The 13676-nt window shown below is 47.6% G+C and carries 11 protein-coding genes, 1 other RNA gene and 1 pseudogene; 5 read left to right on the top strand and 8 right to left on the bottom strand.

Translation table 11 applies throughout. From position 1 onward, the window contains the following. Nucleotides 1–59: 59 nt before the first annotated feature. Nucleotides 60–2504, bottom strand: coding sequence for an outer membrane beta-barrel protein (locus ACYVD4_RS07345; RefSeq protein WP_460943949.1), 2445 nt, complete (start codon nt 2502–2504; stop codon nt 60–62). A gap of 41 nt (nt 2505–2545) precedes the next feature. After that, a complete protein-coding gene (locus tag ACYVD4_RS07350) occupies nt 2546–2683 on the bottom strand; it encodes a hypothetical protein (protein ID WP_460943951.1) in 138 nt (45 codons plus the stop codon). 388 nt (nt 2684–3071) lie between these two features. On the opposite strand from ACYVD4_RS07350, the gene ACYVD4_RS07355 reads away from it, so the two are divergent. Further along, nucleotides 3072–3533 (top strand): hypothetical protein, encoded by a 462-nt coding sequence (locus tag ACYVD4_RS07355; protein WP_460943953.1) that lies wholly within the window; start codon nt 3072–3074, stop codon nt 3531–3533. A gap of 38 nt (nt 3534–3571) precedes the next feature. Next, nucleotides 3572–3772 carry a nuclear transport factor 2 family protein gene (locus ACYVD4_RS07360; protein ID WP_460943955.1) on the top strand — a complete coding sequence of 67 codons (201 nt, stop codon included), beginning with the start codon at nt 3572–3574 and terminating at the stop codon, nt 3770–3772. Nucleotides 3773–4024: 252 nt separating this feature from the next. On the opposite strand, the gene ACYVD4_RS07365 is transcribed toward ACYVD4_RS07360, so the two are convergent. From ACYVD4_RS07365 to ACYVD4_RS07375, 3 genes and pseudogenes are all read right to left on the bottom strand, one after another. Beyond that, the gene (locus ACYVD4_RS07365) at nt 4025–4720 is read right to left on the bottom strand and encodes an SDR family NAD(P)-dependent oxidoreductase (RefSeq protein ID WP_460943957.1); all 696 of its coding nucleotides are present in this window, start codon (nt 4718–4720) and stop codon (nt 4025–4027) included. A gap of 29 nt (nt 4721–4749) precedes the next feature. Beyond that, nucleotides 4750–5139 carry a DoxX family protein gene (locus ACYVD4_RS07370; RefSeq protein WP_460943959.1) on the bottom strand — a complete coding sequence of 130 codons (390 nt, stop codon included), beginning with the start codon at nt 5137–5139 and terminating at the stop codon, nt 4750–4752. 144 nt (nt 5140–5283) lie between these two features. After that, nucleotides 5284–5969: pseudogene (locus tag ACYVD4_RS07375) on the bottom strand (DsbA family oxidoreductase). A 152-nt stretch (nt 5970–6121) separates the two neighbouring features. On the opposite strand from ACYVD4_RS07375, the gene ACYVD4_RS07380 reads away from it, so the two are divergent. Further along, nucleotides 6122–6466, top strand: a complete 345-nt coding sequence (locus tag ACYVD4_RS07380) for a winged helix-turn-helix transcriptional regulator (RefSeq protein WP_460943961.1) — start codon at nt 6122–6124, stop codon at nt 6464–6466. A gap of 437 nt (nt 6467–6903) precedes the next feature. On the opposite strand, the gene ACYVD4_RS07385 is transcribed toward ACYVD4_RS07380, so the two are convergent. Further along, nucleotides 6904–9156 (bottom strand): FG-GAP-like repeat-containing protein, encoded by a 2253-nt coding sequence (locus ACYVD4_RS07385; protein ID WP_460943963.1) that lies wholly within the window; start codon nt 9154–9156, stop codon nt 6904–6906. 538 nt (nt 9157–9694) lie between these two features. On the opposite strand from ACYVD4_RS07385, the gene rnpB reads away from it, so the two are divergent. Both rnpB and ACYVD4_RS07395 read left to right on the top strand, forming a co-directional pair. Then, nucleotides 9695–10201: RNase P RNA component class A (rnpB, locus tag ACYVD4_RS07390), an RNA gene on the top strand. Between the two features lie 1028 nt (nt 10202–11229). Continuing rightward, nucleotides 11230–11568 carry a hypothetical protein gene (locus tag ACYVD4_RS07395; RefSeq protein WP_460943965.1) on the top strand — a complete coding sequence of 113 codons (339 nt, stop codon included), beginning with the start codon at nt 11230–11232 and terminating at the stop codon, nt 11566–11568. An 11-nt stretch (nt 11569–11579) separates the two neighbouring features. Here ACYVD4_RS07395 and ACYVD4_RS07400 read toward each other — a convergent pair whose 3' ends face one another. Continuing rightward, a complete protein-coding gene (locus ACYVD4_RS07400; protein WP_460943967.1) occupies nt 11580–12629 on the bottom strand; it encodes a sensor histidine kinase in 1050 nt (349 codons plus the stop codon). Next, nucleotides 12626–13675, bottom strand: a complete 1050-nt coding sequence (locus ACYVD4_RS07405; RefSeq protein WP_460943969.1) for a sensor histidine kinase — start codon at nt 13673–13675, stop codon at nt 12626–12628. Before ACYVD4_RS07405 ends, ACYVD4_RS07400 begins: the two co-directional genes overlap by 4 nt. Nucleotide 13676 lies beyond the last annotated feature (1 nt).

Raw genomic sequence — 13676 nt, forward strand, 5'->3', positions numbered from 1 at the left:
TCATCAAGTTTAGCACGAGGTTGTGCAAAATCAATGTGTCTTCATCAAAAAATCATCATTTATAAACGAGTCCGTTCTTCTTCAGAGCCGGTAGACCTGTTTTTAGCCGCCTTAACGGTTTTACTACCAAAACTGCGATTATAAGTGAGTCGTATTACGCGGGGTTCGCTTCGGAACGTAACGGTCGTATTGATGTTGAGCGCAGGAATCGTACTCGTGTATCGCCCAATATTGGTCCAGAAAATATCGCTCATGGACAGTCGAAGTGTTCCCTGATCTTTCGGAAGCACTTTTTGCACCCCTATCGTTAGCTGACCGTAAGCCTTGGACTCGTATAAACCGAACGTAGAGGGGCTAACGTAGAACCCTGTAAGCTCAGCTGTAAACTTGTTTGGTAGGGTAAAGGTGTGCGACGAATTAAGCTGAGCATTCCACACCGTTTGACTAACGGGTGTACCCTGATATTGTGTCGTTACGTTTTGCCAGTAACCTGTCAGATTGTTCTGATTTTTCCACCAGCGAGTTATCTGCCAGGGAAGGCTGGCTGATAGTGAGAGCGTTTGACGGCGATCAATATTTTCGGCGTAATAGAAAATCTGGTTGGTCTTCGCATCGACGTGTGGCTGAAAGCCAGCAATTACGTTCTGATCATAACTGTATTTGGCCGTAAAGACGTAGCTGTCTTTATACGTATAGCTACCCTGAATGGCATCCGAAATGGTTGGTCGCAAAAGCGGATTCCCCGACGAATAGGTGCTCAGATCAATAAAGCTAACAAAGGGAGCAATATCGTTATAAGAAGGTCGGGTGATACGTCGGCTGTAGGCAAGATTTGCTGTATGATTCTTGGCCAGTTTATGCGATAAAAATACACTGGGAAACAAGTTTCCATACTGCCAGTTGACCAGATTCTGACCCTCAGGTTTGTAAATGTTGGTGTGCGTGTGTTCGTAGCGAAACCCGGCCTGAAGCGTTGTTTTAGCACTCAGAGGCTGGTTCAGACTGGCATAGCCCGCCAGAATTTTCTCGGCCAACAGATAATGCTGACTGTAAAACGTATCGGGTTGCCACAATCCGTCCGACAGCCGATCCAGCGCAACGGTATTGTCCAGTCGGGTAGTCGTAACTTTCAAGCCAGTTTCCAGGCGTCCTTTGGTGGGGAGTGGCGTTAAGAAATCCGTTTTAAGTACCCACATCTGAATGGGTGTTTTTTTACTGATTCTGATACGTTCCTCTTGCTGAATTCCGGTGATAAAATCCTGATTCGTACTGACGTAGGCGTTCGGGTCATCGTTGTGATAATATAGGCGATCCAGGTCGATGCTCCATTCCTGCTTGTTTTTGAAAACATGGCGCAGATTCAGATTAAACAACAGGTGCCGCCACTGACTCAGCTCCGTGTTGATCAGATTTGATTGTTTGGTCAATACGTTGTTAACAAACGTCGTTGCTTTATTCGGTACGTCGGTTATCGCATACTCATTCTGGAAACCCGAAACCAGCCCATTCAGCGTTGTTTGGGGACTCAACGTATAATCAAAACCCAGCTTGGCCGTTTGATTGGTTATGGTCTGAACCCGGTCTGACTCGGCGTTGGTAAATAGCGTTTGGCTCGACTGTTGAACAATTCGGTCAAATCGCTGAAGGCCCCAGCTTCGATTGCGGGAATAGGAATACGTACCGTACAGGTTGAGCTTTTCACGGCGATGATTGAGGTTGAGCGTAGCCGCTGGCCGTTCGTAATAACCGTAGCCGAGTGTTGCCGACAACGTACCGTTAGTGCCGTAGCTGAGGTTTTTCTTCGTAATGATGTTGATGATACCGGCGTCACCTTCGGCATCGTAGCGGGCAGGGGGCGTAGTAATAAGTTCGATCTTGTCAATGTCATTCGCCGACATACCTTCCAGCATTTGTACGACAGTAGCAATGGGCAGCCGTGTAAGCTTACCGTTCATCATCACCAGAATGCCATTTTTGCCACTCATTGACAGGCTATTATTCTGACGATTGACCGTAATACTCGGTGATCGTTCGAGTACGTCAAGCGCAGTGCCACCGGCTGAGACGATGCTGTTTTGTACATTAACAATGAGTCGGTCAACTTGCTGTTCGAATAAAGGTTTTTTCGTGGCGACGGTTACCTCGCCCAGCGTTTTGGCCGTTTCACGTAACGTCAGATCAGGGAGGGTAACAGGACTTGTATCAACCTGAACAGCTCCCGATTTTACCGATGCATATCCTACCGCCGAACCTGTTAGCCGATAATTTCCCGGCCGAATATTGGCGAATTCATAATGGCCGTTTTCCTGGCTGATGGTTCCTTTCACTAGACTGGAATCACGATCGTTCATTAATGCCAGACTGGCAAATGGTATTGGCTGCCCGGTTTCTGTTCGAATCGCACCAGACAAAACGGCTTGGGCAACCGTTGGTAAACAATAAACGAAGCACAGACAGATGGTGGATAAACTCGTAAAAAGGTTGACATGTAAATTTGTTTTCATTGGTGGAAAGGTATTAAGAGTGGAAGAAACTTCTAGTTGATTTAGGCCAGAATAACCATCTGAGGTAATATTATATTTCGGATCAGGGAAGCTGGAGCAATCAGAATTGCCAGACAGAAAGTCACGGCCAAAATAGTCAGCATGAATGATGTAAGAAGTGCTTTAGCAGGGTGTTGCATGAGAGGATAGGTAGTTGATCTTGAACGGATCAAAGGTCGGCTGGAGGCCTAAGCAACACCTATCCCGTTTGAGACAAAGCCTATCTCGTTTAGGACAATCTGAACTGGAAGAGCGAAATGCTGATATTTCTCAGTTAGTATTCATACCAGTTTGAAGAAATTAAAGCCGACAGGAAATGTGTTAGTCGAGATAAGAACAATCATGGCCGAGGGCGTACCTGAATCAGTTACCTTATTCCCCTTGGTACTTAGTAACGGTTCGGATGCTACAACACCCATCATCAGATAGATTGGATAATTAAGTTACCCAAAAAAGATAGGAACCATGAACAAGAAAGATCAGGTAGTCGCCCTTTAAAAAAGTATCGAAACCGGAGAAGCTGGACCGATGGCCTGTATTGATCCGACAAAATATATTCAGCACAATTTGGGTGCTGCCGATGGTTTAGCTGGCTTCGGCGTTCTGCTCCGGCAATTGCCAAAGGGTTCGGCTAAGATTAACACCGTACGGGTGTTTGGTGATGGTGAGTATGTGTTTGCTCACACGGATTACAATTTCTTTGGCCCTAAGATTGGCTTTGATGTGTTCCGCTTTGAAAACGGCCAGATCGTTGAGCATTGGGGCAATCTCCAAGAGAAGCCTATAAAAGCTAATCCAGGCGGTCGTACTATGATTGATGGCCCTACACAATCTACAGATGCCACCAAGACCGAAGCCAATAAAACGTTAGTGAAATCCTTTGTGGATGGCATTTTAGTCAATGGTCGTGTGGACAAACTAACTGGCTATTTCAACGGCGACAACTACATTCAGTATAATCCGCAATCGCTGATGGCTTATCTGGTTTAGGCTCTGCTATTGAAGCAATGGCTAAGCTAGGGATTACAATGAAGTACGACAAAATTCATTACGTATTAGGAGAAGGTAACTTCATACTTGCGCTAAGTGAAGGAACATCTGGCGGAAAAGAGACTTCGTTTTATGATCTTTTCCGAGTTGAGAATGGTAAGATTGCTGAACACTGGGACACGATTGAAACTATTCCAGCCAAAGCAGATTGGAAAACAACAACGGGAAATTTTAATTGAAGAGGTGACCCTCTAATTCAATAGTTAAGCATCAAAAAAGGCCCTATAGTACTATACGGCCTTTTTGATGTTAGATTTGTAATCTCACTAATCCCTCCGACGAGGTGGATTTTCCTGTCCGTAAATAGGGCGTTTTGAGAAATGCCAAGCAACCAAGAAAGCATTTCCTATGAACCACACGTCTTATTTAAAGACCAATGAGTACCTCGAAATAATCATTTTCAAGTTACTCGTTTGCCGTGAAAGCGGGAGCTAGTTCGCACCAATAATGATCTCGACTACCTCCCGTCTCGTATGAAGATACCAATGTGTTTGGGCCACTTCGTCCACATGAATGGTTGGCATATCAGCGGGGAAATCACCTTTTGAGCCTATGCCCTCACCGACAACAATGGCCCCAATCGATACGATACCCACGTAAATATTGTCCTGACCCAGATCCTCGTGTAGCAAGCGTGCATAATTGAGTAATGCCCCAGCCGCCACGCCAAAACTAGCCGTAGCAACGTTAGGACGCTGCGCGGCTGACGCCGTGGTGAACAGGATACTACCCGCTTTGCGCTTGACCATTTGCGGAAATACGGTTTGTACAGCTGTGATAGCCGAGAGAACCTGAAAATCTAAATGATATTGTTCATTAGCAACATCAATGTTTCGCGGGGTCCGCAGGGTTTCCCAGGCAGGCGAAGGGCTAAACTCCAATACATCGATAGAGCCATAGGTAGCGATTACTTGATTGAGCGCCTGAGTAAGGCTATCCCGGTCCAGAATGTCGACTTTGAAAATGCCTGCCTCAATGCCCTTGGCTTGCAGCTTGCTTTGGAGCGGGACAAGCTTCTTGATATTTCTGGATAAGAGAGCTACGTTGTAGCCGTGCAAACCAAATTTTTCAGCGATTGCCAGCCCGACACCAGGGCCAGCACCGATAATGGCGAGTGTCTGTGCCATAACGTAAAGAAGATAGTTGGATGTGAGAATTACGAAAGTTGGGGGTTGGCTCTAGGCTGAAACAGTTGCTGCCAAGTCCAATACGAAACACCCGCAACGGCAAGAATCAATAGGGAAACGCCCCATTTTTCAGGGCCGCCATGGGTGGCCATCAGGGTGTAGGTTGCCCCAATAAAATAAAAGATAAAACCGAAATAGGCTGCCTGCTGGAAGCCTCGAAGCGCAGGGACCAGAATAGTAATGGCGCCAACCACTTTAACAACACCGAAAAAAGGCATGAAATAATCGGGTAGTCCCAGCGATCGGTTGACTTGGACCAACTGGTCAATCATAAGGATATTGAAGATACCCGCTAAGCCAATCAGGGCCAGAAATAGCGTGGACATCCAATAGATTAGTTTTACTTGTCTGGTATTCATGATGAATTGTTTTTTGGAATTGGTAAGGAGTCTGATTTACTGTCCATGAATATTATTTACAGTCACCGTCCGGAGTGCATACCACTCCTTCGATGATGTCTATTTTCTTACGTTCAGTCTGCACCCATTGCGCATAGGCCGTAGCTAGTGCCTGAGCGAATACGTTGGGTTGTTGAGCACCGCTGCCTGGGTTTGATTGACGATAAAGAAAGGCACACCAGTGGCTCCCATTTGTCTTACCCGCCAGGCGTCCTGACGAACGTCGTCTTTATAAAGATCGGATTGTAAAACCTGCTTTACTTCCGCTGGTTGCAGTCCTACCTCCGTGCTCAAGGCGAGTAAAGTCTGGTGATCGCTCAGTAAGGCCCCTCGGTGAAATAAGCCCCTAAAAAGCGCTCTTCCAGTTCATTGGTCAGGTTATACTTTTTGGCCAATTGAATGAGCCGATGGGCATCCAATGAATTGGTGATCTTGGCCTGATCCAGTCGGTAATTCAGGCCCGCCTGTTTGGCGGTTTGCACCAATGGCTTACGAACCTGAATGGACCATTCCCGCGTTTGCTCCTTCAATTCGGCGACATAGTCATAAGAGCTTTTATCGGGTTGATACGTCAAATCGGGGTTCAACTGAAAGCTATGCCAGATAACCTCCACGGAGTCCTTGGTGGGAAATTCAGCAAGTGCTGTTTCGAAATCTCGTTTGCCGATATAACAAAAGGGACACATGATGTCACTCCAGATGTCGACTCTCATTTTTACGTTCATGTTGTATATGCTTTTGTGTTGAAAAACGTGTGATCTTGACGGCTGACAAACGGCTAAAAGGCTCATTATTAAGATGATACAAATATGGGGGTGTCATGCGCTAATTGATAGGCGTCGCCCGTTTATTTTCCTTAACAAAGGTAGCTACGTTTGGTAACCAAAAGTTATCAGTTACCTAAAGGTAATCAGTTACCTTTAGGTAATCAATTAAGAAAGCTATGGCTAATTACACGGATTGTTTATCCGCTCTGACACCTATTAAAGATGCATTGGAAGTAGTGAACGGCAAGTGGAAACTGTTGATCTTAGTGTCCATCGGGGTGGGCAATCATCGGTTTCGTGAAATACAGCGCAGTATTCCCGACCTAAGTACGAAGGTGCTGGCGAAGGAGTTAAAAGACTTGGAAGAAAATGGATTGATCAAACGGACTGTTGAGGATGGCTACCCGGTTCTGATCACCTATACCACGCTGCCTTATGCGGAAACTCTGGGGAGTGTGATTGAGGCTTTGAAGAACTGGGGCGTACAGCACCGAGAGCATATCATGAGAGCTTCGGCCTAACAATCACCCAGCCAAGTAGAAGGTAGTGAATACAGTGAACTGGAACTGGCCTAGCCATCATCAGACAGCTCTCTGTGCGTTATGTCCATTCTCAAAAAAGGCTCTTTTTCCTGAGATGAAATAAGCTAGAAGTACCAACTAAAACCCTGATTTGAAGCCGATAATTTTCGCCCGTTTGTAATAAATACCCCGAGTAGTTATAGAAACGACCAGTTTGTTAGCAGATATGCAACAACAGACAGGCTTCAACTGTTACTTGCCTACCAGTCTGGCGAAGAAAATAGCAACTGCTGAGTAGGCTGGGTAGTGTTATGACGGTAGCAAAGGTCAGTAGGCTTAAGATCATTATTGCTTCCCTTCGCTCGTCCACGTAAGATCGTCACTAATTCAGCTGTTAGTCCTGTCTGGGCCAAGGGCGGAGCTTAGCCCAGACAGGATCAAAACCCTATTAGGAGACGTGTGCTGCTTGAGGCCAGTTTTAGCCGGGCATTAGGGCGCTGGATCAGAGTTTGGGCCTGCCCTGTGCCCAGCAGGGTCACCGTATGGCTCTCATCCACAATCACCGCATCGGACTTCGTAGGCAACCGATTCAAATTCCAGGTGGTAGGGTCTTCCCAGTAGCCGGTTTTGACACTGATCAGCGTGCTCACCGCCTGGGCCTTGATAATAAAGCTGGTCGTCGATTCTAACCCAACCACATTGGTGACCGTGATACGCACATTGCTCACAACAGCACCCAGTGGTGTCCCGCTAATAATCCGCGTGAGGGGATCGAAACTCAGTCCGTTGGCCGGCTCCAGGCTGGCCGAATACGTCAGACTGTTGGATGGATCGGCACTGGTAAAGGCATTAACGGTGTAGCTAAAGGGTACGCCAACCAGGGCCGTCTGGTTGGCATTGGGGGTGGCAACAGGGGGCGTATCACTGCCCACCGTCAGACTGGTAATAGCGGTGTTTAGCTGTTGGTTACCGATCACCCACAGTTGGAAGCCCTGCCTGCCCGAGCCGCTGGCGGTCAAACTCTGACTAAACGCGCTCGTACTGCTCGTGCCGGTAATCGAGCTGATCGCCCCACTACTGAGTGTGTAGGCGTAGCTGCCCGTTACGTTGCCCACTGTGGCGGTGAAGGTAACAGGCTGCCCCGCCATCACGGGGTTTGGACTGGCCGAAAACCCCGTGATGGTGGGCGGGGCCGCTTGATTGAGCCGCACACTCACATTGTCGCTCCCATAATTGGAGACTACCATGTCCAAATCACCATCACCATCCAAATCCCCCAGCGCCACACCAGAAGGGATGGTGCCCGCACCGGGGTTGAAATTAATGGCCGGGGGGGTGAAGTTCCCCGACCCATTGTTGAGCCGTACACTCACGTAATTACTACTCTGATTGGAGGCTATAAAATCCAGATCGCCGTCCCCATCCACGTCCCCCAGCGTAACACAAGAGGGGGTAACACCCACACCGGGGTTGGGATTGGTGGCCGGGGGGGTGAAGCTACCCGTTCCATTGTTGAGTCGCACACTCACTGAATTACTATAAATATTGGCCGTAAGTAGGTCCAAATCCCTGTCCCCATCGACATCTCCTAAAACGATACCAAAAGGAGAATCACCCACCGGGGGGTTTGGGTTGGTGGTTGGGGCGGTAAAGTTCCCCGATCCGTTGTTGAGTCGTACACTCACATTATCGCTGTTATTACTATTAGCAGTGAGCAGATCCAGATCCCCATCCCCATCTACATCCCCCAGCACAACTCTCCGGGGGCCGTCGCTCACAGATGGATTAGGATTGGTGGTTGGGGCGGTAAAGTTCCCCGATCCGTTGTTGAGCCGCACACTCACATTAGCGCTGCGATAATTAGCGGTGAGCAGGTCCAGATCACCATCCCCATCTACATCCCCCAGTGCTACGCTCTGGGGGGCATCGCCCACGGCGGGGTTTGGATTGGTGGCTGGGGCGGTAAAGCTCCCCGATCCGTTGTTGAGCCGTATACTCACATTGTCGCTGTTATAATTAGCGGTGAGCAGGTCTAGATCCCCGTCCCCATCTACATCGCCCAACACCATATCTTGGGGGCCATCACCCACGGCGGGGTTCGGGTTGGTAGCTGGGGTGGTAAAGTTCCCCAATCCGTTATTGAGCCGCACACTCACATTGTCGCTATTACTATTGACTGTCAGCATGTCCAGATCACCATCCCCATCTACATCGCCCAATACCACGCTCTGGGGGCCATCGCTCACCGAGGGATTGGGGTTTACGTCCGGGGCGATGAAGTTTCCCCGTCCACTTCCGCCCACCTGGGTGGTGAACTGGTACACCTGAGCTCGCGCCAGTCCAAGGCCCCCTGTACTTTGAGCCGAGGGAGTGATGGTTGTCCATATCGTTTCGCCGGGATTGAAGCTGGCACTGGGATTAAATGTCAGCGTGTTTCCGCTGACGGTAGTGGTACCCCCGGCTCCATTGCGGAACTGCCCCCTGCGCTGTGCGCTGAAGACCCGCATTGCCCCCAGCGTGGCAGACCCGCTGCTCATGGGCTGGCTGAAGGTAATACCGATATTGGTGGTGGCTGAAGCCGAGCGGGTATTACGAGCCGGATTTAGGGAGGTCACGGTTGGTGCCTGAGCCTGGCAAAGCAGCCCTTTAAACAACCCTATAAGAACACAGAACAGGTACCGATTTTTCATGTCAGCAAACCCCTTGAGGTTATGGAAGGCTCTATACATGAAAGAGAAAAAAGATTGCCACCATCCGATATGGTACTGGGAGCAGAAAGATAGAGATAGAGTTTGTTTCATAGCCATAAGTGCGCAAAGTCATGGCACATTATGGTGCCACAGGGCCAAAGCTAGAAACGGCAGGGTGGGCAGGCTTGCACTATTGTAACATCGGCTTGACCTATTGTAACCTACCCCTAATCTTATAGCTGAAATGAGCTAGTTAATAGTTTGCCCGCCAACTGACAGATTGACTATTCGACTTGATCAACCAATTATTCTCATGAAAACGCTCCTCAAAGTGAGAAGAACCTCTGTGAGCAGTCGTTTATAATTAGACAAATGTAGAAACAAACATGAGTCACCTTAAATAGCCTTCGCTCACTTGCAGAGGCAAAAGTCGGGATCACTCGTGTTTATTATTGGGGCCTGTCCAAGGAATTAAACAGCCATTTGTGATCCGTTTTGAGAAAATGACCAGTACAGTGTACCTTTGTTCTCCCTAAACAATTCAGGCTGGCTTATCGCGTCCGAGTAATCGGATGAGGAAAGTCCGGGCAGCACAGAGCACCCTACTTCCTAACGGGAAGGAGGACGGTTGGGAACGGCCGTTCGACAGACAGGGCAACAGAAAATATACCGCCAAATTTTAATGGCGAATGAGCGAATGAGCGAATGAGTGAATACCATCCGGCGGAAAGCTTGCGCCAGCCTATTCACTCATTCGTTCATTCACTCATTCACTCATTATTTCTGGTAAGGGCGAACCGGTGGGGTAAGAGCCTACCGCTCGTTGGGTGACCAACGGGGCACGGTAACCCTTAGGGGCTGAAAGACCAAATAAGCGTTGGCGCGCGGCTGCTCGTCGCCATAGGCTCGAAAGAGACAACCCAACGCGGGTAGGTCGAACGAGGTGTCGGGTGACCGGCATCCCAGATAAATGATAAGCCATTTCGTCGGGCCTTCTAGGCTAACGATGGGAGGACAGAACCCGGCTTATAGGCCTGAGTTGATTAGGGAATTTTTAGTCTGCATGGCCTTACACGCTACGTTACCGCAACACACAGTGTGGCCTTCCGATAATTGAGCGCGGTGTATACAACCGGTAACGGGTCGGCTAATTGGCAACCGATTGACCTCATACGAATAAAGCTCCTGCATTGGCCCTCCTGAAGTATTGGTGAACTTAATCCGGCAATAATTCAAACCGGCTACCGTATCAGAAAACAGCCATTTACGACCAATCTTGGAAAGAATAAACAGGCCGTTATCGTCGCCTAGTGCGTTGAATTCGGGTTTCGGGGTTGATTTGGTAAATTGCATAACATCAAACCGATGGTGCAACAGTTCGGCTGTATACGTAACATCTTCTGTAGCGATTCCAATTTCGCTGACTCCCTGAAACAAATCGGTTATGGTAAGGTTTGGATTGCTGAGCGATAAATCGGTGCGGGCAATAAACTCCAACAAGTTGCCAGTACTATCATAAAAGTAGCAAGCCTGAGCACGCCAGTCCGAAAAATCGGCAATGAGTTTATCCGGGGCCTGTGTTGGTAAATAGGCCAAATCGAAATAATACATAACAACCTCCAGCGACTCACGTGGTACGTTGATAGCAAGGTGGTATGGCGCAACGGGTTTATCAACCAATCGAAACGTCAGACGGGTCCAGCCGATTAAAACGGTCAGGTGGTTGATCGATTGCGATAGTAAAGGCAAACCCAATCGGCGTACATAAAATAACCGCGTAGCATCTAGGTCAGTAGTGTGGAGTTCAAGATCAAGAATTTTCATTAGTAACGTAGTGTTTACATGCCCAATACGTTGGGCGGGTGTTGTTGTTTATGAAGCTGTTTTAACTTTTACCAATTGGAGACCTATTGGTAAAAGTTAAAACAGCTTCTATGATTATAAAGGTCATTTATTGCATATTTGATATCAATAGAAAAGAAGTTGAAACGTCAAAATAAGCCGATGAAGTGGAGGATTGACCACCTTATTTAGTACGTTTGTTTCTTAACGAACATGCCGCAAAAGAAATCCATGAAGCAGCGTTTTCTTGTCCTAATCTTACTCGCTCTGAATGTTAGCTGTGGCAGAGACTGCGAGAGTGAGGCTGATACGTATCGTCCGAAAAAATGTACGATAAAAATAGCGTCGCGGAAATTCAGCGGGCAATGGTTTCAGATAGAAGGTACCAACGTAGAGAATGGTAATCGTACTATGTATGCACATACCGGCAACTGGTATCAGCTTTTTGAGAAACATATCGAAATTGGCGATACAGTCATCAAACAACCGAATGAACTCGTGTTTTCAATTCATAAGAAAGATACCGTTTTAGTTTTCCCGTTTGAGTGCAAAGGCCGGATAATTGAGTGATTTTGGGGAATTTACAAAACCTCGACTAACTTCCCTTCGGTTAACAGGGGCATACTAATACTGAACCAACCATCTTTTTCCATAATCAAAACATCGCCTTCATTCAGTAATTTATACCGAGCCGCCAGATTGGTCAGTCCATCACTATCGACTTCCACGCGTAAGTTCTTAAGCTGTAAGGTATTCTCTACGTATAACCGTTGCTCGGCAGTTGTGTAAATACGGATATGTAAGGGTTTTTCGGCCAGAATTACGTTGTAGCGTACTGCATTCTCGACCAATATCTGAAGAGCCAACGGCGGTAATAAAAGCGATTCCTGCGACGTATCGATGCCCAGTTCTAACCGCAAGCCGTCCTGATAACGCGTTTGCAGCAAGTGAAAATAAGACTGAATGAATTGAATTTCGCTACGTAGCGGAACCAGTCGTTGCTCGCTGGCCTGAAGCAGATACCGAAAAACCGCAGTCATTTCATCCAGAAATGCATCGGCCCGTACCGGATTTTCACCAATCAGCGACGAGAGTGAATTGAGGCTGTTGAACAGAAAGTGTGGATTGACCTGATGCTGAAGCGAAGCCAGTTGACTTTGTAGCGACATTTTCTCCAGTGCGCTGTTTTCAACGGTTTCCTGTTGCCACTGGCGAAGAATGTACCAGCCTTCGTATACGGTGAAATAGAGAAAGTGATAAAAAATCTGAATGCCGATATTCCGGCTCAATTCAACGGGTGTGGTATAATACACGAATGTTCCTTCGATGAGGTACCGAACAACATGACGTAAAAGCCAGGCAAGACCAACCAGTACAGGAAGCGAAGCCGAAAGCCACAACAGTCGCAAACGGGTATTGGCCAGACCCGGAAACCGTTTCTGAAGACGTAACGCGACCCAACGGGCATTATTCCAGCAAATTAAACCAGAAGGTATGGCAACCACCAGATTAACCAGCAGCGCATTGAGCGGTAATCGTTGGTAAAGCTCAAACCGAAAAAAAAAGCTTACGAACAAATAAAGCCCAATCGGCCCAAATAGGCGAAGACGCGTATCGTTGATTGGCTTCATGAGAGTACGTTCGTTTCAGGTAACGAATCTACCAAAGGCAGAGCCACGGTAAAGTGCTCATTTTCTTCGCTGATACAAATATCGGGCTGCCCAAGTAATCGGTATTTCGTTGAAATGTTGGCCAGACCAACCTGATTAGACAAGACGGGCGTATTTTTTCGCTGAAGATTATTTTGAACAATCAGCAACTGATTACGTATCAGAATCTTGACCCGCAACGGCTTTTGGGGAAGCATGACATTATGCTTGACCGCATTTTCGACAAGCAGTTGTAGGGTTAGGGGTGGAATGCGGTGTTCCAGATACGTATCATCGACTGCTACGTCCAGATCGATGCTGGCACCGTAGCGGGTCTTCAGCAGTTGAAAATAGGTTTTAATAAACTGTAATTCCTGCCCTAACGTAGTGAGTGGCTGATCGTTGGCACGTAGCAGATACCGATAAACACTACTGATCTCGTCGACAAACTCTTCGGCCTTTTTGGGGTTTTCGTAAATCAGCATCGACAACGAATTGAGACTATTGAACAGAAAATGCGGATTGATCTGCGCTTTCAACGTATCGAGTTGATGTCGTAGTTTATCTTTTTTTAGCCGTTCGTTCTGTTCGTAGGTATGCTGCCACGCGTGAAGAATGTAGCTGCCTTCGTAAATTACGTAGTAAACGCAATGGTAAAATATCTGAATACCAATGGCGTAGGTATAATATTGAGGCTCCTGCCAGATCGTTGTATTGTGCCCCATAAGTACATGACCTGCCTGCCGGAACAACCAGGCAAAATTGACCAGAAAAGGTAGTAGAAACGACATCCAGAACAGACGACGGCGGGTATTGGCCAGACCCGGCAATTTTTTTTGCAGACGGAATAGAATCCAGCGCGTCAGATTCCAACAAGCATAGCCAGCCGACAAACCAATCACATCATTGCGCAGCAGACGATCTACGGTAAGCTCAAGATACCAGTTCATCCGGAAGAACAAAGCGCCTACCAGAAACAGGATGAACGGGCCAACGATACGTAATGTCTTATCGTTAAAGGTTTTCACA

This window comes from Spirosoma daeguense (genome assembly GCF_054776875.1).

Bases quoted from the DNA above. Each gene is read 5' to 3' on its own strand.
- ACYVD4_RS07360 (WP_460943955.1), top strand. From the start codon at position 3,572: ATGAAGTACGACAAAATTCATTACGTATTAGGAGAAGGTAACTTCATA.
- ACYVD4_RS07385 (WP_460943963.1), bottom strand. From the start codon at position 9,156: ATGAAAAATCGGTACCTGTTCTGTGTTCTTATAGGGTTGTTTAAAGGG.
- ACYVD4_RS07380 (WP_460943961.1), top strand. From the start codon at position 6,122: ATGGCTAATTACACGGATTGTTTATCCGCTCTGACACCTATTAAAGAT.
- ACYVD4_RS07345 (WP_460943949.1), bottom strand. From the start codon at position 2,504: ATGAAAACAAATTTACATGTCAACCTTTTTACGAGTTTATCCACCATC.
- ACYVD4_RS07355 (WP_460943953.1), top strand. From the start codon at position 3,072: ATGGCCTGTATTGATCCGACAAAATATATTCAGCACAATTTGGGTGCT.
- ACYVD4_RS07350 (WP_460943951.1), bottom strand. From the start codon at position 2,683: ATGCAACACCCTGCTAAAGCACTTCTTACATCATTCATGCTGACTATT.
- ACYVD4_RS07370 (WP_460943959.1), bottom strand. From the start codon at position 5,139: ATGAATACCAGACAAGTAAAACTAATCTATTGGATGTCCACGCTATTT.
- ACYVD4_RS07400 (WP_460943967.1), bottom strand. From the start codon at position 12,629: ATGAAGCCAATCAACGATACGCGTCTTCGCCTATTTGGGCCGATTGGG.
- ACYVD4_RS07395 (WP_460943965.1), top strand. From the start codon at position 11,230: ATGAAGCAGCGTTTTCTTGTCCTAATCTTACTCGCTCTGAATGTTAGC.
- ACYVD4_RS07365 (WP_460943957.1), bottom strand. From the start codon at position 4,720: ATGGCACAGACACTCGCCATTATCGGTGCTGGCCCTGGTGTCGGGCTG.